This window comes from Micromonospora haikouensis, assembly GCF_900091595.1.
Taxonomy (GTDB): Bacteria; Actinomycetota; Actinomycetes; order Mycobacteriales; family Micromonosporaceae; genus Micromonospora; species Micromonospora haikouensis.
This window is the reverse complement of the sequence record NZ_FMCW01000024.1, coordinates 42,963-64,574: the sequence shown is the minus strand read 5'-3', so window position 1 is coordinate 64,574 and position 21,612 is coordinate 42,963. Positions and strand designations below refer to the sequence as shown.

The 21,612-nt window shown below is 70.4% G+C and carries 20 protein-coding genes; 15 read left to right on the top strand and 5 right to left on the bottom strand.

From position 1 onward, the window contains the following. Positions 1 to 4: 4 nt before the first annotated feature. The 15 genes from GA0070558_RS23305 (at position 5) to GA0070558_RS23235 (ending at position 16,214) form a co-directional block, all read left to right on the top strand. Entirely contained in the window at positions 5 to 1,429 is a 1,425-nt protein-coding gene (locus GA0070558_RS23305) for a hypothetical protein (protein ID WP_091283563.1), read from the top strand. A gap of 61 nt (positions 1,430 to 1,490) precedes the next feature. Further along, positions 1,491 to 2,309: an S-methyl-5'-thioadenosine phosphorylase gene (locus GA0070558_RS23300; RefSeq protein WP_091283560.1), complete on the top strand. Its 819-nt coding sequence runs from the start codon at positions 1,491 to 1,493 to the stop codon at positions 2,307 to 2,309. 8 nt (positions 2,310 to 2,317) lie between these two features. Then, positions 2,318 to 3,574, top strand: coding sequence for an adenosylhomocysteinase (locus tag GA0070558_RS23295; protein WP_176734321.1), 1,257 nt, complete (start codon positions 2,318 to 2,320; stop codon positions 3,572 to 3,574). Beyond that, positions 3,571 to 4,794 (top strand): adenosylhomocysteinase, encoded by a 1,224-nt coding sequence (locus GA0070558_RS23290; protein WP_091283556.1) that lies wholly within the window; start codon positions 3,571 to 3,573, stop codon positions 4,792 to 4,794. Before GA0070558_RS23295 ends, GA0070558_RS23290 begins: the two co-directional genes overlap by 4 nt. After that, positions 4,784 to 5,476 (top strand): histidine phosphatase family protein, encoded by a 693-nt coding sequence (locus GA0070558_RS23285; RefSeq protein ID WP_091283554.1) that lies wholly within the window; start codon positions 4,784 to 4,786, stop codon positions 5,474 to 5,476. The genes GA0070558_RS23290 and GA0070558_RS23285 overlap by 11 nt, the downstream gene beginning before the upstream one ends. A 22-nt stretch (positions 5,477 to 5,498) precedes the next feature. Further along, complete coding sequence (locus tag GA0070558_RS23280; RefSeq protein WP_256092082.1) at positions 5,499 to 6,230, top strand: phosphoribosylaminoimidazolesuccinocarboxamide synthase; 732 nt, start codon at positions 5,499 to 5,501, stop codon at positions 6,228 to 6,230. A 37-nt stretch (positions 6,231 to 6,267) separates the two neighbouring features. After that, on the top strand, positions 6,268 to 6,933 hold the full coding sequence (locus GA0070558_RS23275) for an SDR family oxidoreductase (RefSeq protein ID WP_256092081.1): 666 nt from the start codon (positions 6,268 to 6,270) through the stop codon (positions 6,931 to 6,933). Between the two features lie 220 nt (positions 6,934 to 7,153). Beyond that, positions 7,154 to 8,275: an HAD-IIB family hydrolase gene (locus GA0070558_RS23270; RefSeq protein ID WP_091283550.1), complete on the top strand. Its 1,122-nt coding sequence runs from the start codon at positions 7,154 to 7,156 to the stop codon at positions 8,273 to 8,275. Next, positions 8,205 to 9,023, top strand: a complete 819-nt coding sequence (locus tag GA0070558_RS23265) for an HAD family hydrolase (RefSeq protein WP_091283548.1) — start codon at positions 8,205 to 8,207, stop codon at positions 9,021 to 9,023. The genes GA0070558_RS23270 and GA0070558_RS23265 overlap by 71 nt, the downstream gene beginning before the upstream one ends. A gap of 45 nt (positions 9,024 to 9,068) precedes the next feature. After that, positions 9,069 to 10,061 (top strand): adenosine deaminase, encoded by a 993-nt coding sequence (add, locus tag GA0070558_RS23260; RefSeq protein WP_176734320.1) that lies wholly within the window; start codon positions 9,069 to 9,071, stop codon positions 10,059 to 10,061. A 9-nt stretch (positions 10,062 to 10,070) separates the two neighbouring features. Then, the gene (locus GA0070558_RS23255; protein ID WP_091283546.1) at positions 10,071 to 11,537 is read left to right on the top strand and encodes a GuaB1 family IMP dehydrogenase-related protein; all 1,467 of its coding nucleotides are present in this window, start codon (positions 10,071 to 10,073) and stop codon (positions 11,535 to 11,537) included. 51 nt (positions 11,538 to 11,588) lie between these two features. Further along, positions 11,589 to 12,566 carry an NAD-dependent epimerase/dehydratase family protein gene (locus tag GA0070558_RS23250; protein ID WP_091283544.1) on the top strand — a complete coding sequence of 326 codons (978 nt, stop codon included), beginning with the start codon at positions 11,589 to 11,591 and terminating at the stop codon, positions 12,564 to 12,566. Between the two features lie 91 nt (positions 12,567 to 12,657). Then, positions 12,658 to 13,476, top strand: coding sequence for an MTAP family purine nucleoside phosphorylase (locus tag GA0070558_RS23245; protein ID WP_176734319.1), 819 nt, complete (start codon positions 12,658 to 12,660; stop codon positions 13,474 to 13,476). A gap of 233 nt (positions 13,477 to 13,709) precedes the next feature. Then, the gene (locus GA0070558_RS23240) at positions 13,710 to 14,813 is read left to right on the top strand and encodes an MFS transporter (RefSeq protein ID WP_091283540.1); all 1,104 of its coding nucleotides are present in this window, start codon (positions 13,710 to 13,712) and stop codon (positions 14,811 to 14,813) included. Positions 14,814 to 14,933: 120 nt separating this feature from the next. Then, positions 14,934 to 16,214: a glycosyltransferase gene (locus GA0070558_RS23235; RefSeq protein ID WP_091283539.1), complete on the top strand. Its 1,281-nt coding sequence runs from the start codon at positions 14,934 to 14,936 to the stop codon at positions 16,212 to 16,214. A 69-nt stretch (positions 16,215 to 16,283) separates the two neighbouring features. Here the strand turns inward: GA0070558_RS23235 and GA0070558_RS23230 are convergent, their stop codons facing one another. Genes GA0070558_RS23230 through GA0070558_RS23210 form a run of 5 tightly spaced genes read right to left on the bottom strand, consistent with a single transcriptional unit; the run spans position 16,284 to position 21,471 of the window. Next, positions 16,284 to 16,979, bottom strand: coding sequence for an ABC transporter ATP-binding protein (locus tag GA0070558_RS23230; RefSeq protein ID WP_091283537.1), 696 nt, complete (start codon positions 16,977 to 16,979; stop codon positions 16,284 to 16,286). Then, entirely contained in the window at positions 16,976 to 17,971 is a 996-nt protein-coding gene (locus GA0070558_RS23225) for an ABC transporter ATP-binding protein (RefSeq protein WP_091283535.1), read from the bottom strand. Before GA0070558_RS23225 ends, GA0070558_RS23230 begins: the two co-directional genes overlap by 4 nt. Beyond that, a complete protein-coding gene (locus tag GA0070558_RS23220) occupies positions 17,968 to 18,855 on the bottom strand; it encodes an ABC transporter permease (RefSeq protein WP_091283533.1) in 888 nt (295 codons plus the stop codon). Before GA0070558_RS23220 ends, GA0070558_RS23225 begins: the two co-directional genes overlap by 4 nt. Beyond that, positions 18,848 to 19,852 carry an ABC transporter permease gene (locus tag GA0070558_RS23215; RefSeq protein WP_091283531.1) on the bottom strand — a complete coding sequence of 335 codons (1,005 nt, stop codon included), beginning with the start codon at positions 19,850 to 19,852 and terminating at the stop codon, positions 18,848 to 18,850. The genes GA0070558_RS23220 and GA0070558_RS23215 overlap by 8 nt, the downstream gene beginning before the upstream one ends. Then, positions 19,849 to 21,471, bottom strand: a complete 1,623-nt coding sequence (locus tag GA0070558_RS23210; RefSeq protein ID WP_256092080.1) for an ABC transporter substrate-binding protein — start codon at positions 21,469 to 21,471, stop codon at positions 19,849 to 19,851. Before GA0070558_RS23210 ends, GA0070558_RS23215 begins: the two co-directional genes overlap by 4 nt. Positions 21,472 to 21,612 lie beyond the last annotated feature (141 nt).

The following is a 21,612-nucleotide window of genomic DNA, read 5'->3' as shown; positions in this document are numbered from 1 at the left end:
AACAGTGACCGGATCGATACCGACCAAATCCAGTGCTGACGGCTGGCGCGGCGTCGTCGACGAGACCTTCACCCCCGACTTCGCCGCGCTCGTGACGCGCTGCGTCGTGCGGGCGTTGGCACTGACCCGGCCGACGAGGACGGTCCTGGTGACCTACGACGGGCGGCGGGGCGGCGAGGCGTGCGCGGCGGCGGTGGCGGCCGCCGCGTCCGAGATGGGCGGTGTGCAGGTCCGGCTCGTACCGCATCTGCCGACCCCGATTGCCTCGGCGGCGTTGCGTCAGGGCCAGGCCGACGTGGCCTTCCTCGTGACGGCGAGCCATAACCCGGCCCGCTACAACGGGATCAAGGTGAAGGTCGCGCCGGGCCGGTCGTTGCCCGCAGCGGTGGAGCGTCATGTCGAGCAGATGCTCGCCGAGCCGGCACCCGTTGCTGTTTCGCACTTGACCAGGTTGCCGGCCCCCGAACCCAGCGCTGGCTGGGTGAACGACCACGTCGCCTGCCTGCTCACCGAGCTTCCTGGCTCGGTGGGCGGGCGGCGCTCGGTCGTGGTGGACGGGGTGGGCGGTATCGCGGGCCAGCCGATGGCCGAACTGTGCCGGCGACTCGGCTGGCAGGTGCGGCTGCTCGGCGGGACGCCCGATCCGGAGTTCGGCGGGCTGGTGCCGGACCCCACCTGGGCCGGCACCCGCCGTCGGGCCGAGAGCATGGTCCGTGACGTCGGCGCCGATCTGGCGATCGTGCTCGACGGCGACGGCGACCGGATCTTCGTCATCGACGAACGTGGTCGTTGCGTTCAACCGCACGAGCTGCTGGCTCTGCTGCTGGATGCCCACGGCCCTGCGCGTCGCAGCGATCGCGCGGACGACGTCGCCGTCACGGTCTCCACCGGGATGGCCGTCCACAAGGTCGCTCGCCGCCAGGGCCGTGGGGTGCACGAGACTCCGATCGGGTTCAAGTTCCTCTCCCCTCTGCTGGCGGAGGGCAAGGCGGCGGCGGCCGGTGGCAGCGTCGGTGACCTGGCCTTCGCCGAGCACGGCATAGATCGGGACCCTTTCGTGGCGGTCGCGCTGCTGGCCGACCACCTCAACACCACCGGCGGCTCTCTCGGCGATCTGGTGGACGCGCTTCGCGACGAGGTGGGGCGGCCGCGGTGGTTCGAGTTCCGGGTGGCCGGGACCGGCGACGGGCAGTTGCTGCACGAGGCCGGGCTCCGGGCCCTCGACGGCGTCGGCCTGGCTGACCCCGGGCTTGCGGTCACGGAACTCGACGGCGTCAAGTTCCGCTTCCACGACGACCAATGGATGCTGCTGCGGCGATCCACGACCGAGGCCGGCGTCCGGGTCTACGGCGAGCTGTCGCCCGGTCCGCGCAACGACCGCCTGATCGCCCAGCTCACCGCTTCCGTCGGAGAGTTCCTCGCTCCTTGAGTCTTTCGTTCCCGCATGTGCCCGGCCGGCACCGGCCGGCACACCGAAGAATGGAGATCCCATGTCCAGAGCCGAGACGACGGCCCAGATCGCGCTGATCGGTGGAACCGGTTTCTACCAGTTCCTCGACAGCGCCGACGAGATCGTCATCGACACTCCCTTCGGTAAGCCCAGCGCCCCCATCACCATCGCCAAGGTGGAAGGGCGGAGCGTCGCCTTCCTTCCTCGACACGGGCGTAACCATGACTTCCTGCCGTCGGACGTGCCTTACCAGGCCAACCTGTGGGCGCTGCAGGAGCTCGGCATCCGGCAGGTAGTTGCCTTCAACACGGTGGGCAGCCTGCAGCGCTCGTACCGCAAGGGCGACTTCGTGCTCGTCGACCAGTTCGTGGACCGTACCCGGCGACGCAAGGACACGTTCTTCGCCGGGAGCCAGGCCGCGCACATCAGCTCGGCCACGCCCTACTGCCCTCGCATGCGACAGCTCTCGGCACAGGCGCTGGAGGGGGCGGAAGCGACGGTGCACCCGAGCGGCACGGTGGTCGTGATCGAGGGACCTCGGTTCTCCACCGCCGCGGAGAGCCGGTGGTTCAGCACGCAGGGCTGGCATCTGGTCAACATGACCCAGTACCCGGAGGTCGTGCTGGCACGCGAGCTCCAGCTCTGCTACATGAATCTCTCCTACATCACCGACTACGACGTGGCCGCGGCCGAGGTGGCCGACGGTGAAGAGGCGGAGGCCGTTTCGCACGCCGGCGTCCTGGCCGCTTTCAGCGCCGACTCGGAGCGGGTCGTCGACATGGTCCGGCGCATCGTCGGTGCGCTGCCGGCCGAGTTCGACTGTGCCTGCCAGCACGCCTTGACGGGAGCCCGGACGTGAGCTGGCTCGTGTCCGACCCGGACGAGGACCTGGTCCAGCGCGGCCGGGCGGCGCTGGCCCTGGCCCGCAGCCAGATGCCGTTGCTCGACGGCATTCAGCGGGAGGCCGCCGAGTCGCGTCCGCTCGCCGGCCACCGCCTGGTGGGCTGCGTGCACCTGACCAAGGAGACCGGCGTTCTGGTGCAGTTGCTGGTGGCCAGCGGAGCCGAGGTCGCGTGGACCGGTGGGGACGAGGTCTCCACGCAGGACGAGGTCGCCGCCGCTCTCGCGGTCGAGGGGGTGCGGGTCTTCGGCCGGCGCGGAATGACCACCGCCGAGGTCGGTGAGGCCGCGGCCGAGGCGTTCGGCGCGTTCAGCGATGGACCCACTATGATCCTCGACAACGGGGCGCACCTGATCGAAATGGCCGCTGCCTCGCTGGACCGGCATCCGCAGTTGCGCGGTGCCACCGAGAAGACATCCGAGGGTTCACGCCGCGTCCGCGAGCTGGGCGCGACGATCGACTTCCCCTTCCCTGTCGTCTCGGTCAACGACGTGGTGACCAAGTGGGAGGTGGACAACACCTACGGCACCGGGCAGTCGACGCTGGACGGCATTCTCCGCGCCACCGGCATGTTCCTGGCCGGGAAACGTTTCGTGGTCTGCGGCTTCGGCCATGTTGGCCGAGGCGTCGCGCTACGCGCCCGTGGCATGGGCGCCCGGGTCGTCGTGGTGTGCCGGTCGGCGAAGACCGCCGTACGAGCCCGGCTGGCCGGGTTCGAAGTGTTGCCGCTGGAGTCGGCGGCGCGGACCGCCGACATCGTCTGCACCGCGACCGGCCGCCCTGACGTGGTCACTGCGGAGCATCTCGATCTGCTGCCGTCCGGCGCGGTTCTCTGCAACACCGGCCACTCCACGGCGGAGATCAACCTGGCCGACCTTCAGGCGCGGACCGTGTCGACGGAGCAGGTGCGACCGCATGTACGCCGCCACCGGCTGGACGACGGCCGTTACCTGGACCTGCTCTCAGGCGGAGGGCTGGTCAACCTGGACGCCGCTGAGGGCAATCCGAGCGAGGTCATGGACGTCACCTTCGCGAACCAGGCCCTGGTGACCCTCGGTCTGGGCGGCCGACCCGACCGGTACGCCGCCGGCGTGCAGGACGTGGACGCTGCTCAGGACGAGGACGTGGCCCGCCGCAAGCTGGCGGCCATGGGCGTGCGTTTCGACGGATCGGACCAGCCGGCCGGCACGACTCGCGGCGTGGGAGAGGACAAATCCGCATGACAGCAGATTCGACGGCGACGCGACTCGCCCAGGCGACCGAGCAGATGGTCGTGCTGGCCCGCATCCGTGAGGACTACCGGGTCGCCAAGCCACTGGTCGGCGAGCGGCTCGCCCTGTGTGGTCATGTGACTGTCGAAACGGCGGTGCAGGTCGACACGCTCATTGCTCTTGGCGCCGAGGTGGCCTGGTGCGCGTCGAGCACGAGCACCACCGACGAGCAGGTCGCGGCGCTGCTGCGGGAACGCGGCATCCGGGTGGTGGGGTCGCGTGGAATGAGCGAGGCTGACCTGCGCAAGGGTGTCGAAGAGGTCCTGCTCACCTGGCAGGACGGCCCGACCATGGTCCTCGACGAGGGCGCCATGATCATCAGCGCCCTGCACGACACCATGGCTGGCCTGCCGGCGCCCGTGCTGGCGACCGAGAAGACGCCCGACGGCCTGGCGGAGCTGGATCGCCTGGCCCGTCGCACGCCGATCCGGTTCCCGGTCATCAAGAGCGACGAGTCGTTCGGCAAGGACGTCATCGACAACCCGCACGGCACCGCGCAGTCCCTGCTCGAGACCATCATGGCCGCCAGCGGGCGGATGCTGGCCGGCAAGGTGTTCGTGGTCGCCGGGTACGGCCGGGTCGGCGCCGGCGTCGCCGCCAAGGCCCGCGGGCTGGGCGCTCGGGTGGTGGTGACCGAGGTGCGGCCCACCCGCGCGCTGATGGCCGTCCTCGACGGGTTCGAGGTGCTGCCGATGGCGGACGCCGCACGGGTCGGCGATCTCTTCTGCACGGTCACCGGGACGGCCGGGGTCTTGCGCGAGGAGCACCTCAGCCTGCTCAAGAGTGGCGCCGTCCTGGCCAACGGCGGCCACCTGCCGTACGAGATCGATCTCGCCGCGCTCGACCGGATGACACGGCATCGAATGCCGGCAGCGCATCCCGGTTCGGAGGTGCTGACCCTGGCCGACGGGCGGCGCGTGTACCTCATCGGCGGTGGCAACATCGCCAACCTGGCTGCCGGCCGCGGCAATGTCAGTGAGGTCATGGACGTCACCTTTGCCAGCCAGGTACTCGCCCTGTGCCTGTCGGTCAAGGAGGCGACCAGCTGGCAGGCCGGCCTGCGCGAGCTGCCCCCGGAGTGCGACGAGTACGTCGCGGCTGCGCTGGCCCGAGCGATGGGCATCCACCTCGGTGCCGCGGACGGATCGTCCGGAGACCCCCATGCCGGCTGACCAACGCGCCGAGCCGGACGGCCGGGGATGCCGGCTGATCCTGATCCGTCACGGGCAGACCCCTTGCACGCTCGCCGGCCGCTTCTGCGGCAGCCACGACAGCGCGCTGACTCCGGTTGGTGAGCAGATGGCCGAGGCGATCGGAAACCATCCGGCCCTGCACGGAATCGAAGCCGTTGTCAGCAGCCCGGCGCAGCGCGCCCGGCACACCGCGCGGATGATCGCCGAGAAGCACGGCCAGCGGGTCGTGGTCGACGATCGGCTCCGTGAGCTGCACTTCGGCACCTGGGAGAACCTGCTCCCGAGTGATGTGCCCGTGCCGGCCGAGCACGAGCGCTGGGAGCTGGACCCGGCATACTTCTCGCCGCCGGACGGCGAATCCGGGCTCGACGTGCTGGCCCGCGCCGTCGCCGCGGTGCGCGATGCCATGCACGGTCGCTCGGCGGTCGCGGTGGTGACGCACAAGGCGCCGGTGCGCCTGGTGCTGGCCTTCTTCCTCGGAATCCCGCCGTCACGTTACCGCGACATCGCGGGTGTGTCGGTGGCCTCGGTGTCGTGGCTGACCGTCCGGCCGACGGGCTCCACGCTGCACCGTCTGGGCGACGTGTCGCACCTGCCGCAGCCCTGGCGGGCGAACCCGGACACGGCCCGGATCGACGAGGACGCCCTGCAGCTGCGCTGACGTCAACGCCAAGGAGGAACGCGTGAAGACAAAGGCGGTACAGCAGCCCGATCTGGCGATCAAGTCACGGCCACCGGATGTCGAGGGGCGCAGCAAGCGGCTGTGGCTGCTCGGCGACGGCACCTGCGTCGTGGAGCTGATCCCGAGCCTGCGCAGTTTCACCCACGACCGCGACGAGATGTTCCAGGAGACCGGCCGCCAGCGACTGGATTTCTACGAGCTGGCCGCCGGGCGGCTGGCCCGGGTCGGGGTACGGACGGCGTACCGGGGCCGGCTCGACGCGATCACCTACGTCGCCGACTATGTGCCGGCGCCACCGTTCGAGGTCATCGTCAAGAACGTGGCCACCGGCTCGACGACCCGGAAGTATCCGGGGCTGTTCGCCGAGGGACACCGCTTCGTGCCCCCCGTGGTCAAGTACGACTTCCGCATCGACCCGGAGGATCAGCCGATCGCGGAGGACTACCTGCGCGCCTGCGGCGTGCCGGTGGACCGTTTCCACGACGTCGCCCTGCGCTGCAACGAGGTCCTTCGCGACTGGCTGTCACCGCTCGATCTGTGGGACTTCTGCCTTGTCGTCGCCTCCGCGGCGGACGGCAGTGCCGTGATCATCTCGGAGGTGTCCCCCGACTGCATGCGGTTGCGCGATGAAGCTGGTCGGGCGCTGGACAAGGACCTGTTCCGCCAGGGCGCCACCGAGGAGGAACTCGTCACCAGGTGGGAGGTCTTGCTCGGCCATGTACGCGAGGGTTGACGAACAGCCGGACCGATCGCCGGAGCGGGTGGCTCTGGTGACGGGCGCCAACCGGGGCACCGGCCGGGCGATCGCGGCCGAGCTCGCCGAGGCCGGGATGCAGGTCTGGGAGCTCAACCGAAATCCGTCCGGCAGCCCCACGGAGATCATCTGCGATCTGTCCGAGCCGGCAGAACTCAGCGCGGCGATCACCGAGGTCCTCCAGCGGGTCGATCGACTCGACGCGCTGGTGACCAACGCGGTGGATCGCTACTTCGCCCCGGTCGCCGACATCGACATGCAGCGCTGGAACGCTGCACTGACGGTGAACCTGACGTCGATCGTGGCGACGGTCCAGCAGACGCTGCCCCTGTTGCGCCGGTCGCAAGGCTCCATCGTGCTGATGGGCAGTCACGCGGGCACCCGGTTCTTCGAAAGCGGGCTGTCGTATTGCGCCACCAAAGCCGCGCTCAAGGCGCTGTGTGAGGTCTTGTTGCTGGAGGAACGCCCGTACGGCGTCCGGACCTCGCTGGTCAGCCCCGGAGCGATCGCGAACGAGGACGGCGACCGATCCCCGATGAAGATGTCGACGGTTTCGGTGGCCAAGGTCGTTCGCGACCTCGTCCTGAACCCGTCAGACGTCGCGGTTGGTGAGATCGAGTTACGACCGGCGTCACTCGGTCCTCCGGTCGTCGCCGGTCTGGATCGCCTGCAGTCGGTTTAGCAGACGAGTGGAACGCCCACATCCGTGGGCCTGCAAGGAGGAGCATCCGGTGGCCAACCGAGCAGAGACACATTCGTCCGCGCAGACGACTCCGGGACCTCTCGGTGTGCCCGAGCCGGAGGTACGTGGGTACTGGAATCCGAGGACGGGCACGGCCGGGCTCGACTGGCCCACTCCGCCGAACGGCCGGCAGCAGAGAGCATCGTTCACGAGCCGCGTCATGGTGTCGTTCGCCGGCGACCGGTTCAGCGCGATCGACCTGCTCGACGCCCCGGACGCGCTTGCCGACGTGCACGTCCGAAACCCGGCCGCGCGAGGTGGACCGGCCTACGACGATGGCTGGCTCTGGTTGCCGCTGGCGCCGGACCGGGTGACGACGAGGCTGGTCGGCACCGTCCAGGTCGAGGTCGTGTGGTCCGGTGACAGTCTCAGCTCGCTACGGATCACCGGATGCCCCCTGTGGATGCGTATCCGGCCGCCATTCGGTCCCGCGGTCACGGCCGATCCGGCCACGGCGTTGCGCGGAGTCGATCTGGTGGCGATGGACCTGGACGGCACGATGCTGAACGGGAGGGGTGAGGTGACCGCACGGGTCGGCGCGGCCGTGCGGCGGGCACGCGATGAGGGCATACAGCTGGCCTTCGTGACCGGCCGTCCCCTGGCCGACACCCGAGACCTGCTGAGCTCGGCGGGCCTGCACGGATACGTCGCGGCAAGCAACGGCGCGATCGTGCTGGACCCTGACGGCCGGGTGCTGCATCGCCGGGTCCTCGACGGGGAGCGGGCGGCCGAAGTGGCCCGGCACCTGCACCTCTGGTTCCCGGAGCTGGTGCTCGGTGCGGTGGACGAGAGCCGGCTGTTCCTGGATCCCGGGTTTCCGGCCGACCTCGCACACGAATGGAGCAGCCAGGTGTGCGCCGGATCGGTGTCCGACGCGCTGAGCGATGGCGGAATGCTCAAGGTGTTGGCAGCTCATGCCCAATTGTCCGCGGAAACGCTCGCTCCCGCTGTGTCCGCAGCTCTGGGCGACGAATATCTGGTGACGTACTCCACGCAGCGATTTCTCGAAATCTCGGACATTCACGCGACGAAAGGAGAGGCTGTCGACGCCATCGCGGCCGCCGCCGGTCTTCCGACCACGGCCGTCGCTACGATCGGTGACATGCCCAACGACCTGCCGATGCTGGATCGTTCGGGCATAGCGGTGGCGGTAGGGAACGCGGACCGCCGCATAGTGGACGTCGCCGACATGATCATCCCTGGAAACGATCATGACGGCGTGGCTCATCTGCTGGACGCCGTTGTCGCTGTCCGGCGAGGCCTGCCTGAGGCGAGAGGATGACATGGTCAACTCATTTGTCGAACACATTGTTTGGGACTGGAACGGCACCATCTTCGGAGACAGCCGCGCGCTGATCGACGCGACCATCCAAGCGTTCGCCATGTGCGGCATGCCGCCCATAACCGTCGCGGACTATCAGCGCGAGCACACGCAGCCGATCCCCGTGTTCTACAACCGGCTGGCCGGACGCGTCCTGTCCGACGAGGAGCAAGCCCAACTGGACGAGTGCTTCCAGGCGGCCTATCAGCGGTACCGGGACAACATCATGCTGACCCACGACTCCATCGATGCGATGTCGCTGTGGCGCACCGCCAACCGCAGCCAGTCACTGCTGTCCATGCACCCGCACGACCGGCTCGTCCCCCTGATCGAGAGAACCGGCATCTCGGAGTTCTTCACCAGGGTCGACGGGACCATCGGTGTCCTCACCCGTAAGGCCCCACACCTGGCCGAGCATCTGGACCGCCAGGGCATCAGGGCGGATCGCGCCGTCGTGATCGGCGACAGCGTGGACGACGCCCGCGCGGCTCAGGCATGCGGTGCCCACTGTCTGCTCTACCACCCGGGTGAGGACGCGTTGCACGCCCGCGAGCATTTCCAGGAGTTGGGTGTCCCCATCGTCGAGACCCTGATCGACGCGGTGGGTCAACTGCTCGACCCGTCCGTGGGCACGCTGAACCGGCGGCTGGCCCGTGCGGACGAGCCCACGGTCGTGGGTGTCGTGCCAGCGTTCGAGGAGTCGGTGTGAGCCACACCGAGCAAGCGCTGAGAGCCTTTCCAGGAAGGACCTTCGATGGTGGAAGGTAGCGCCCTCAGCCCTTCGAACACGCTGCCGATGATGGAGCTGCATGTCCACCTGGAAGGAACCGTACGGCCGGCCACGCTGCTCGAAGTGGCGCGAAACAACGACATCCGACTGCCTGCGGACACCGTCGACGGGCTGGCCCCACTTTACCGTTTCACCAGCCTGAAGGACTTCATCACCACCTGGATCACCACCACCAACTGCCTGCGCACCGCGGACGACTTCCGGCGGATCACCGTCGACTACATCGGTCAGGTCGCGGAGCAGGGCGGCGTCTACGTCGAGGCGATCTTCTCACCGGCCGAACGCGCCCAGCGTGGGGTGGACTGGCACGAGATGTTCACCGGCTACTGCGAGGGCGTCGCGGAGGCCGAGGATCGCTTCGGCGTGACCGTCCGACTCACTCCCGAGTTCTACCGAGGCATCGACGTATCCCTCGCCGAGGAGTGCGCCCGGATCGCCACCGCCTATGCGGACCGGGGCGTCGTGGGGCTGGGCGTCGGGGGCAGGCCTGCGGCGGCGCCACTCGCCGGGTACGACAGGGCGTTGAAATTCGCTGCTGATGCCGGTCTCACCTTCCTGCCCCACGCCGGCGAGAACGACGACGCGGAGTCTGTCCGGGAAGTCCTGCCGTATGGGCCGCGCCGGATCCGGCACGGCATCGGCGCCTGGCGCGACCCCGATCTGCTTGCAGAGGTCGTCGAGCGGGGCATCGTGCTGGACGTCTGCCCGACGTCGAACCTGCGTACCGGAGCTGTGCCGGAGCTGGCGGCGCATCCGTTGCCACGGCTGCTCGCCGCGGGGGCGCGCTGCACCGTGGGCACCGACGACCCCGCGATGTTCAACACCGACCTGCGACGCGAGCACGATCTTGCCGCCGGGCTCGGGCTGAGCGCGGCGGCGGCCTGGTCGGCGGGCCTGGCCGGCGCCGCTTGTGCCGAGCCGGTGCGCTCGCGCCTGGCCGACCTGGTGAGGAGCTGACGGGCCGCCATGGATCAGCAACGGTTTCTGCCGGATCGCGAGCTGACGTTCGCGGACGCCTTCATCATGCCGGCGCGATCGGCTGTGCACTCGCGGCACTCGGTCGACCTGCGTACCGACGACGGCACCGGGACCCACGTCCCCATCGTGGCCGCGAACATGAATGCGGTGTCGGGGCGACGGATGGCCGAAACGCTGGCGCGTCGTGGCGCCTTGGCGATCCTCCCCCAAGATCTCCCGGACGAGGCTGTCTGCGACGCCATCCGCTGGGTGAAGAGCCGGCACGTCCGGTTCGACACGCCGGTGACCGTACCGCCCGACCGACCGGCGTCGGCCATCGCGGCCCACATGGACCTTCGGGCGCACCAGGCCGTCGTGGTCGTCGAAGGCAACCGTGCGGTGGGCGTCGTGACGGCGGCGGCACTCGCGGCAGCCGATCCACGACACACTGCCGAACAGATCATGTCTGCGCCGCTTCTCCAGACCGAAGACATCGACCCGGCCCGGGCACTGACCGCCCTGGACGAAGCCGACGCCGAACTGGCGGTGATCGTCGACACGGCCGGGGCGCTCGCCGGTGTGCTGACCGCTCGCCAGGCGCTGCGGTCGATGTTGTATCAGCCGGCCCTCGACCGACAGGGTCGCCTGCGGGTGGGCGCCGCCCTGGGCCTCAACGGAGATCCGGGGCTGCGCACCAAGCGTCTCATCGATGCCGGCGCCGATGTGCTGGTGTTGGACACCGCGCACGGTCACCAGGAACGGATGATCGAGGCGGTCAGCGCCGTCCGCGAGATGCTGAGCCAACTGGCGCCGGAAGTCGTGCTGGTGGCGGGGAACGTGGTGACCGCCGAGGGTGTCCGTGACCTGGTGCAAGCCGGCGCAGACATCGTCAAGGTGGGCATCGGGCCGGGGGCCATGTGCACCACGCGAATGATGACCGGCGTCGGACGCCCGCAGTTCAGCGCCGTGCTCGAGTGCGCGCGAGCCGCCCGGGAGATCAGCGCGCACGTGTGGTCCGACGGTGGTTGCCGCCATCCTCGCGACGTGGCGCTGGCGATCGCAGCGGGCGCCTCCAACGTCATGATCGGATCGATGTTCGCGGCCACGCACGAGTCGCCCGGACAGTTGCGCCGCGACGCCGCCGGGCGCGGATTCAAGGAGAACTTCGGGATGGCCTCGCGCCGGGCGGCTGCCAACCGGTTCGCCACGCTGTTGCCCGCGGAGCGGGCCCGGCGGCTGGTGTTCGAGGAAGGCGTATCCGATGCGAAGGCGTATCTGCGTCCGGACCGGCCGGGCGCCGAGGACGTACTCGACGAGATCACTGCCGGTCTGCGTTCCACGCTCAGCTATGTGGGCGCGCGGAGTCTGCCCGAGTATCGCGCCCGCGTGGACGTGCGGGTGCAGACGTCAGCCGGTTATCTCGAGGGACGCCCGCTGGAAAGCGATCCGGCAGCGACGACGATGCCCATCCGATGAACAAGTGTCGATCTCAGGGATGCCGACGCACTCACGCGATGGAGAGGCTCGATGGAAGGTCCATGGCTAGGAAGACACGTTCTGGTCACCGGCGGTCTGGGCTTCCTGGGCTCGCACTTCGTCGAGGAGTTGCTGGCGCAGGGCGCGCACGTGTCGGCGACGACGCGTGATACGGACCCGAGGCGGCGCGTCCGGCTGCCGAACAGCGGCAACCTGCGGATCGTACAACTGAACCTGCTGGACGACGCCGTTCTCAGGGCCTTCCTCCGCACGGCGGCGCCACGCTTCGACGCCGTCTTCCATTGCGCCGGGTTGGAGGGGAACGCCGACTTCAGGAAGCGCAACGCGGCGCACATCCTGGAGACGAACGTCCTTCTCACGTCCCACGTACTCGGTGCCGCCCGGGATGCGGAGATTCCCACCATCAGCATCGCGGGATCCGCAGACGTCCGACACGAGCCGGCCGCGAGAGTCGACAACCACGACGGCTACGCACTCGCCAAGAGGTTCTCCGAGTTCCAGGCCGGGCTGCACCAGAAGCAGTACGGCATGCAGATTCTGCTGCCGCGATACACCGACCTGTACGGCCCGCGTGATCGATTCGGCCGGAACGCGCGGGAGATACCCGAGTTGCTGACCCGGGTCGTCAGCGGCGGCACCGTCCACGTCCGCGGCGACGGCAAGGACCTACGCACGTTCATGTATGTCACCGACGCGGTACGAGCGACCCTGCAGTTGCTCGGCCGAGGTCACCGCGATGTGGTGACGATCGGAACGGCCGAGGCAGTGTCGGGCCTGGACCTGGCCAGACTCGTCTTCGAGCTGCTCGACGCGCCGGAAAGGATCGTCTCGGTCCCCGCCGAGAGCGCGGGCACCGAGAGTCGTCTCCCGGACGTCGACGTCTTGGGCGGAGTCATCGACTTCCGGCCTCGGCCCCTACGGCAAGGGCTCGCCGACACCGTGCGGTGGTTCCGCGCCGAGCAGGAGACCGCAGCGACGGGCCAGGCCTTCGCCATCGGCCGGGCGTGACCTGACAACGGAGGAGGACCAGCCTGGCCACCAAGCACGGCCAGGGTGCGGTGTCATCAAGCAGGATCCACTATCCGAGGGAGCATGGCACGTGATCGACCTAGGAATCATCGGCGGAACGGGCTTCTACAAGTTCTTCGAGTCCACGGGCGAACGGATCGTCGAGACACCCTACGGAGAACCGAGTGCGCCGGTGACTCTGGCCACCTGGGGAGGCAAGCGAATCGGATTCATCCCCCGGCACGGACTGCACCACGAGTACCTGCCGCATCGCGTTCCGTACCCGGCGAACGTGGCGGCACTCAAGGAGCTCGGCGCACGTCAGATCCTCGGATTCAACGTCGTGGGCAGCCTGTCGGAGCACGTGAGCAAGGGCCACTTCCTCCTCATCGACCAGTTCATCGATTTGACGTGGGGCCGGGACTGGACCATTTTCGACCGGGCCAACGGCGCGCATGCCGACCTGGCAGACCCGTACTGCGGCCGACTGCGTGCGCAGGCGATCGAAGCGCTCAGCGACAGCCCGGAGGTGGTGCACCCCAAAGCCACCGCGCTGATCATCAATGGCCCGAAGTTCCAGACGAAGGCAGAAAGCCGCCTCTACAACTCCTGGGGCGCCGATGTCATCAACATGACACAGTCGACCGAAGCGACCGTCGCCCGTGAAATGGAACTTTGTTACGTGAATCTGTCCTTCTGCACCGACTACGGCGTAATTTCGGAGGACCTGGCACCGGAGAGCGGCGACCCCCCGGTCCGCCATCGCGACGTTGTCGCGTACTTCAATGACAATGTGGCGCGCGTGGAGGCTGCGGTTCGTGCCACGGTCGCCGCTCTCGAAGACGATGCTGAATGTGGCTGCCGTAGCGCGCTGGAGGGGTGCTGGCTGAATACGGAGGGGCATCGGTAGTCCCTTGCGGACGGTCAGGCGCAGTGTCCGCTGTGCTAGGGTTTACGACTGTTGTCGCCGCAGGATCCCTGCCCAGCGATGATCCCGCGTTGGCCTGCACGGATGCGAAAGGGCCTGCCTTGACCGACCACAGAACGTCCACGCGAGCCGCCCTCGTACTTGCCGCCGGGCTTGCCCTGCTCCACATGCCGAGCGGATTACCGGCTCCGCTTTACCCGCTCTACCAGTCGACAATGGGCATCAGTTCAGCAACCGTCAGTCTGCTGTTCGCGACATACGTCGCCGGCGTCATGATCGGCTTGGTGCTGATGCCCGTTGTCGCCGGGTACCGGTCGGTTCTCATATACGCGTGCGGCCTTTCCATCGTCGCCGACGTTCTTTTTCTGGTGGCCGCTTCGCCATGGGAACTTTACGTCGGACACCTGTTGCAAGGCGTCGTTCTGGGCGTTTTCACCGGAGTGGTGCCTGTCGTCCTGGCGCAGCTTGACCTGTCGCAGTCAAGCAAACTCGTCGGCCGGGCCACCACCTCCGCCAACGCGGTGGGCCTGGCGGCGGGGCCGATCTGGAGCGGTCTGCTGCTGCAGATCGCCCCCTGGGATGGCAGGCTGGTCTGGGTCATCCAGATCGTCGTCACGCTGGCGGTCATGCCGTTCATGCGGACGCCTGCGGCCACCAGCACCGCGGACGAGCCGCTTCAGCTGCGCAGCGTGCTCACGAACATGTTCCGCGGCTTCGCATCGCCGGGCGCCCTCCTTGCCGGTTTCGGCGCGTTCGTCGCCGGTGGCCTGCTGGCCTCGCTCGGCACCGTCGTCATTCACCGCGTCGTCATGATCGAGAACGGCTTGGTCGAGGGCGCGGCCGTGTCGATGTGCTTCGTGTTGTCGGCCATCTTCGGAGCACTGCGGATCAACCGCAGCGACATGTTCGTCACCGGACAAGGTCTGGCCTGGCTGCTGGTGGGTTCCGCGGCACTCGGCCTCACCGCGGCCCTGGCCAGCATCTGGATCATGCTGGTCGCCACCGTGCTCATCGGCATCGGTCAGGGCCTTGCCCTGCAGGGCGCCACGCAGGTCATCGCGGTCCACCAGCCCGCACCGACGCGGGGCGCCGCCGTGTCGATCTTCTTTATCCTGTGTTACCTGGGCACGACGGTCGCCAGCCTCGGCGTGGGCGCCGTGATCCCGTCCGCCGGCCTCGGCCCGGCGTTCAGCGGATTCTCGATCGGTAACGCTGTGCTGTGCATCGTGGGCCTGCTGCTCTGCATCGGCGCCGCACGCCGGGAGCGGACCGAACCGGCGCGGGTGGCGGTGGAAACGGAGAAGTCGCTGCTGCCGTGACACTCTCGGCCGGCTGTCGACGCTCGCCGACCGCCGCGCCTCTCAGGCTTCCGGGCACCGGCTTCGAGGACATGGTGGCCGACACCAACGCGGTCTCACGCAGCACCGAGGAGGAGAGTCATGCGCACACTTCCTGAGGCGCCCGATCTGTCGGTCGTCATCCCGACGTACAACCGCAGTCATCACCTACGCACGACGCTGGAGCACCTCGCCCGGCAGCACATGTCCCCCGACCGGTTCGAGGTGGTGGTCGTCGACGACGGCTCGACGGACGACAGTTTCGACGTCTGCCACGCGTTCCAGTCCGTCCTCCCGCTGCGCTACGCCTACCAGCCGGATCTCGGGTTCCGGGCGTCGGCCGCCCGCAATCGGGGTGCCCGATCGGCGACCGCCCCGATTCTGGTCTTCCTCGACACCGGCAGCCTTCCGGGTCCAGGCTTCCTCGACGCCCACCTGGCGGCCCACGCGGACGGCCCGGCCGGTGGGCACGCCGTCGCGGGATACGCCTACGGCTACCGACCGTACGATCCGACCCCCGATCTTGCCGAGCTGCTCGTCACCGAGGGCGGCGCAGCGGGGGTTGTCGACCGGTACGGACACGACCCGCGCTTCTTCGACTGGCGCCACGAGCACCTGGCCGCCCTCGACTTCGACCCCGACCGCCACCCGCTCCCATGGATCTTCTACTGGTCGATGAACTGCTCGGTCCGTCGCACCGACTTCTTCCGGGTGGGCGGCTTCACGGAGAGCTTCCCGGGCTGGGGCTCGGAAGACATGGAGATCGGGCTGCGCCTGATCCGGCACGGCATCAAGATCAAATTTAGTCGGTCGGCGTGGGTCGTCGAAGCCCCGCACGACCGCGACGTCGAGGGGAACCTGGCCAGCCTGTTCGTCAACCTCGACCACTTTCTCGACCTGCATCGCGATCCGCTCGGCGAGCTGACCTGGGCGACGTTCCGCCAGAACGAGCTCTGGCCCGTCGCGGACGCATACCGAGAGCTGACCGAATGGCGGCAGGCGGCACGGGGGCTCGACGTCAGCGGCGAAATCGCCGACGCCATACGCGCCGCCGGCCCGGTACGCCCCGGCCGGGTCGCCGTCGTGGGCGCGGGGCAACGGCTGCCCGCGGATCTGCCGGACGCCGAACTGATCGAGTTCGACGAGACGATTCAGCCGGACCTCGAGCGCGGGCGGCATCGCTTCCATCACGCCATCGGCCTGCGGACGGCGCTGCCCTCCGCATCCATGGACACCGTCGTGCTCACCGCTCGACTCCACGGCCTCTGGGACCGATGGGGCCGGCATCTGCTCGACGAGGCGCACCGGATCGCGGCCACGGTTCAGGTGTCGCCGGCCCTGCGTGCCCTGCCCGGCGCACCCCGTCGCCAGCCCGTGGCTTGATGAGGGGCAGCTACAGGTCGGGCGGCACCCCGCGCCCGATGGTGACGAAGGCAGCCCCGATCCCCACCCTCACGGCGTAGGGAGGTCCACCACCCGCGTGGCCCAGCGGCTCATCAGGGCGGGGTCGTGGGTGATGAGCAGGACCCCCGCCGAACTGCGGCGCTGGTAGTCGGTGACGACGGCGGCGACGTGGGCCTGGGTGGAGGCGTCGAGCATGGCGGTGGCCTCGTCGCAGAGCAGGTAGTCGGGCCGGTGCACGAGGGCGCGGGCGAGGCAGGCGCGTTGCAGTTGCCCGTCGCTGACCGCGTGGGGGCGGCGGGCGAGCAGGTCGGGCGTGAGGCCGACCAGGTCGGCCAGGTCAGCGGTACGGGCGGACGCCTGGTCGCGGGACGCGCCGGTGGCGCGGAGCGGTTCGGCGATGAGGTCGGCGAGGCTCAGCCGGGGATCGGTGGCGGAGCGGGGGCTCTGGAACAGGATCGCGACGCGGGTCCGCAGGGCGGCGGGCAGCCGGTGCCGGGCACCGCCCACGGGGTGCCCGTCGATGGTGACGTGGCCGCTGTCGGGGGCGTGCAGGAGGGCGAGCACACGGGCGAGGGTGGACTTGCCGCTGCCGGAGAGCCCGCGCAGTCCGACCGTCTCGCCGGGGGCGATGTGCAGGTCGACCCGGTCGAGGACGCGCTGCCGGCCGTACGCGACGGTGACCCGCCGCGCGGCGAGCCCGCCGGCTGCGGCCCCGTGCACGGTGTCGTCGGTGGTGACGGTCATGCGGGCGCTCCGGGGGTGAGCCGGTGGTGGCAGGCGACCCGCCCCGCGCCGTCGGGCAGGAGGCGGGGTGGGATGTGGCAGGCGTCGGTGGCGCGGGGGCAGCGTGGGGCGAAGGCGCAGCCGTCGGGCAGGTCGGTGAGCATGGGCGGATGACCGGGCACGGGCGTGAAGGCCCGGTCGGGCAGGGCGTCGAGCAGCCCGGCGGTGTAGGGGTGGGCGGGTGCGTCGAACAGGGCGGCGGTGGGGCGGTGTTCGACGATGCGGCTGGCGTACATGACGGCGACGGTGTCGGCGACGCGGCGGGCGGCGGTGAGGTCGTGGGTGATGAGCAGCACGGCCGCGCCGGTGTCGCAGCGGCGGCGCAGCAGGTCCAGGGTGTGGTCGACCAGGGGCCGGTCGAGGCCGGTGGTCGGTTCGTCGGCGAGTAGCAGCGGCGGGTCGGGGGCGAGGGCCAGGGCGGTGGCCAGCCGCTGGGCCATGCCGCCGGACAGCTCGTGGGGGTAGCGGTCCAGGTCGCCGGGGTCGAGTCCGACGTCGGCGGCGATCCGGTCGGCGGCGGCGGGGGCGGCGCGGCGGGTGTGTCCGTGGGCGCGCAGGGTTTCCTCCAGCAGCCGCCGGCCGCTGCGGACCGGGGTGAGCGCGGTGGCGGGACTCTGCGGGACGAGGCCGACGGCGCGGCCACGTACGTGGCGGGTGAGGTGTCGTTCACCGGCGTCGATCAGGTCGACCGGATGGCCGTCCGGCGGGTGCAGGTGGGCGCGTCCGGTGACGGTGGCGTTGCGGGGCAGCAGACCGAGCAGGGCGTGGGCCAGGACGGACTTTCCGCAGCCGGATTCGCCGACGACGGCCAGCAGTTCGCCCGGGTGCAGGGTGAGGCTCAGGTCGGTGACGGCGTGCACCACGGCACCCCGGAGGTGGAAGCGGACGGTGAGCCCGTCGACGCCCAGCAGGGCGTGAGCGCGGCGGGTGTCGGTGGGGACGGTGGTGGTCACAGGTGCAGCTCCGCTCGGACGCGGGGGTCGAGGCGGTCGCGCCAGCGGCCGGTGAGCACGGCGAGGGCGAGGGTGACCGCGACGAGGAGGAGGCCGGGGACGATGCTGGCCCACCAGGCTCCGGTGAGCAGGGACCGCTGCCCGTCGTTGATCATGTTGCCGATGGAGGCGAGGTGCGGGGGCAGGCCGAGGCCGAGGAAGGACAGGGCGGTCTCGTGCCAGACGGCGTGCGGCACCATCAGGGTGGTGGCCAGGGCCAGTCGCGGCAGGACGTGCGGCAGCAGGTGCCGGGTGAGCACGCGGGTGCGGGAGGCCCCGCCGGAGATGGCGGCGTCGACGAACGGTCGGGTGCGCAGGCTGAGCAGCTCGGAGCGGACGATGCGGGCGGTGGACAGCCAGTGCGTCAGCCCGATGGAGGCGATGACGGCGCCGAGGCCGGGGCGCAGCATCGCGACGACGAAGATGCCCAGCAGCAGGTGCGGCAGGGCGGCGACGGTGTCGACGACGCGCATGAGGGCCCGGTCGAGCCGGCCACCGAGGGTGCCGGCGACCGCGCCGACGAGGCCACCGACGACGGTGGCGACTCCGGCGGCGACCGCGCCGACCAGCAGCGACACCCGCAGGCCGTAGAGGCTGCGCAGCGCCACGTCGCGGCCGAGGTCGTCGGTGCCGGCCAGGTGGTCGGGCGAGGGCGCGAGGCGGGTACGGGCGAGGTCGACCGCGCTCTGGTCGAGTGGCCACAGCAGCGGCGCGAGCAGGCACGCGGCCACCGCGGCGGCGAGGACGCCGACGGCCACGCCCGCGCCGAGGCGACCGGCGCGGACCCGGGTCGGCGGGTGGGTGCGGGCCGGGGTGGTGGCCGGCGGCCGGGCGAGGTCAGTCATCGAGGCGTACCCGGGGGTCGGCGGCGGCGTAGGCGAGGTCGGTGGCGAGGTTCGCGGCCAGGACCACGACGGCGGTGGCCAGGGTGGTGGCCGCGAGCAGCGGGAAGTCGGCGCCCAGCGCGGCCGCGACGGTGACCGCGCCGAGGCCGGGCAGGGAGAACACGGTCTCCACCAGGACCGCGCCGCCGACCAGTTCGGGCAGATGCGCGCCGACCAGGGTGAGGAACGGCAGCAGCGCGGTGCGCAGCGCGTGGCCGAACAGGACGGTGCGGCCCGGCAGGCCGCGGGCGCGGGCGGCCAGGACGTGGTCGTCGCGCAGGCTCTCGGCGACGGCGTCGCGGACGAACAGCACGAACCACGGGGCCTGGGAGATTGCCAGCACCGTCACGGGCAGGACGAGGTGCCGGGCCACGTCGGCGGGGTCGGTGCCGGTCGCGGTGATGTCGGTGAGCCCACCGGCGGGCAACCAGCCCAGGGCGAGGGCGAATACGGCGATCGCCGCGAGGCCGATCCAGAACACCGGCATCGACTGCACGGCGTACGCGGCGGCGCGCAGCGCCCGATCGAACCAGCCGCCGCGCCGGTACGCGGCGAGGGTGCCCAGCAGCACGCTGGCCACGAGGACCAGGGCGAGGGCGGTGCCGACGAGCAGCAGGGTCCAGCCGGCACGGGCGGCCAGCACGGAGGTGACCGGCTCGTGGCGGCTGGTCGACCAGCCCAGGTCGCCGCGCAGCAGGTTGCCGATCCAGCGGGCGTACTGCACGGGCAGCGGGTCGTCGACGCCCCAGTTCGCGCGGATCTGCGCGAGGTTCTCCTCGCTGGTGGTGAACACCGCCGCGCCCGCGTACTGCTGCGCGGGGTCGATCGGGGAGGCCGCGCCGAGGGCGAACATGCCCATGCTGGTCGCGGCCAGCACGGGTACGGCCACCAGCAGCCGCCGCCGGACCACCGCCCCGGCCCCGGCCAGCCGCCGACGCCCGGCCGTCGCCGCGGTCACGGCCGCTTCGTCCAGGTGTGCACGTTCCACCAGAGGCTGTTGGCGACGTCGTGCTCGTGCGGCTCCACCCGCGGCGTCACCCCCGCCACGGTGTCCTTCACGACGTAGGTGTGCTGCAGGTAGGTGAGGAACACCCACGGCACGTCGGCGGCGAGCTGCTGCTGGAAGGTGGCGTAGGCGGCCCTGCGGACGGCCGGGTCGGCGCTGTCGCGGCCCTGCTGCAACGCGCGGTCGGCGACGGCGGACCGGTAGGAGCCGGGGTTGAAGAAGCCCTGCCCGGCGAAGGCCGAGCCGAACAGCTTGTAGGAGACGAAATCCGGGTCGTACGGGGTGCCGTAGCCCATCACCAGCGCGTCGGTCTTCATCCGTGGGGTGATCGCGTCCCAGGTCAGCCCTTCCGGGGTGACCCTGATGCCGATCTTCTTCGCGTCGGCGGTGACGGCGAGGGCCAGTTCCTTGCGCAGGCTGTCGGTGGCCGGGTACATCAGCGTGAACGCGGCCTGCCGGCCGCCCCTGGCCCGGATGCCGTCCGGGCCCGGCCTCCAGCCGGCGGCGTCCAGGGTCGCGGTCGCGGCGGCCGGGTCGGCGGCGGCCCTTCCGACGATCGACGGCTCGGCGAACTCCGAGGAGGGCGGCACCGGCCCGAACGCCGGCTCCCCCGCCCCGCCGAGGACGCCGGTCACCATGGCCTGCCGGTCCACCGCCGTGTTCAGGGCCCGCCGGATCGCCAGGTCGCCGGTGACCGGGTTGCCCATGGGCAGCATGACGCCCCGGTAGTCGGCGGTCGGGACCCGCTGCACCCGGTAGCCGCCCTGCCCGTCGAAGCCGGTGGCCAGCTTGGGTGCCAGCTCGGCCGCGTCGAACTCCCCGGCCCGCATCCGCTGGGCGCGCACGTTGTCGTCGGCGACGAACGCGACCACGACACCCGGGTTCTTCGGCCGGCCGCCCCAGTGCCTGTCGTAGGCCGCGAGCACGAGCCGGTCCCCCGGCGTCCACGCCGTCACCCGGTACGGGCCGGTGCCGACCGGCCTGCGGTTGAACTCGGCCTTGTTGACGTCCTGCCCGGCGAACGCCTTCGCCGGGACGATCCCCAGCGCCAGCCGCTGCAGGAACGGCGCGTACGGGTGTTTCAGGGTGAAGACCACGGTGGCCGGGTCGGGCGCGGTCACGGAGGCGAGCATGTCCAGGTCGGAGCGCAGCGTGGAGTCGACCTTCGGGTCGAGCACCGCCCGGTAGGTGAAGACGACGTCCTGGGCGGTGAGCGGGGTGCCGTCGTGGAACAGCACGCCCTCGCGCAGCTTGGCCGTCACGGTCCTGCCGTCCGCCGACACGGTCGGCAGGTCGCGGGCCAGGGCGGGCACCAGCCGGTTGCCGGCGTCCCGGGCGACCAGCCCGTCGAAGATCAGCGACGCGCCGTCGACGCCGTAGTTCAGCACCGGGTTGAGGGTGTCCGGTTCACCCGCGGTGGCCACCACCAGCGTGCCGGCGTCGCCCGCCCCGCCGGACGACGTCGTCGGCGACGAGCAGCCGGCGACGGCGAGCAGGGCGGCGACGGCCGCCGCCGTCACGCGCGCGGGCAGGGGCTTGACCATGACGTACTCCAGGGATCGTGCGGCCACGGGCGGCGGCTCCTCGAACGTTCGTCGTCGCATGAGCTGGGCGGGCGCCCCGGCGATGGTTCGGATCATCGCGCCGCCGGAGCACCCGCCCACTGATGCCACTATCGCGCAGTTGCCAAAAGTTGGCAATAAGCCCCCATG

What these genes read in the sequence shown, in the direction of transcription:
- GA0070558_RS23235 (WP_091283539.1), top strand. Translation starts at nt 14,934, where the DNA reads ATGCGCACACTTCCTGAGGCGCCCGATCTGTCGGTCGTCATCCCGACG.
- GA0070558_RS23270 (WP_091283550.1), top strand. Translation starts at nt 7,154, where the DNA reads ATGGTGTCGTTCGCCGGCGACCGGTTCAGCGCGATCGACCTGCTCGAC.
- GA0070558_RS23240 (WP_091283540.1), top strand. Translation starts at nt 13,710, where the DNA reads ATGGGCATCAGTTCAGCAACCGTCAGTCTGCTGTTCGCGACATACGTC.
- GA0070558_RS23300 (WP_091283560.1), top strand. Translation starts at nt 1,491, where the DNA reads ATGTCCAGAGCCGAGACGACGGCCCAGATCGCGCTGATCGGTGGAACC.
- GA0070558_RS23250 (WP_091283544.1), top strand. Translation starts at nt 11,589, where the DNA reads ATGGAAGGTCCATGGCTAGGAAGACACGTTCTGGTCACCGGCGGTCTG.
- add (WP_176734320.1), top strand. Translation starts at nt 9,069, where the DNA reads ATGGTGGAAGGTAGCGCCCTCAGCCCTTCGAACACGCTGCCGATGATG.
- GA0070558_RS23255 (WP_091283546.1), top strand. Translation starts at nt 10,071, where the DNA reads ATGGATCAGCAACGGTTTCTGCCGGATCGCGAGCTGACGTTCGCGGAC.
- GA0070558_RS23290 (WP_091283556.1), top strand. Translation starts at nt 3,571, where the DNA reads ATGACAGCAGATTCGACGGCGACGCGACTCGCCCAGGCGACCGAGCAG.
- GA0070558_RS23220 (WP_091283533.1), bottom strand. Translation starts at nt 18,855, where the DNA reads ATGACTGACCTCGCCCGGCCGCCGGCCACCACCCCGGCCCGCACCCAC.
- GA0070558_RS23265 (WP_091283548.1), top strand. Translation starts at nt 8,205, where the DNA reads ATGACGGCGTGGCTCATCTGCTGGACGCCGTTGTCGCTGTCCGGCGAG.
- GA0070558_RS23285 (WP_091283554.1), top strand. Translation starts at nt 4,784, where the DNA reads ATGCCGGCTGACCAACGCGCCGAGCCGGACGGCCGGGGATGCCGGCTG.
- GA0070558_RS23230 (WP_091283537.1), bottom strand. Translation starts at nt 16,979, where the DNA reads ATGACCGTCACCACCGACGACACCGTGCACGGGGCCGCAGCCGGCGGG.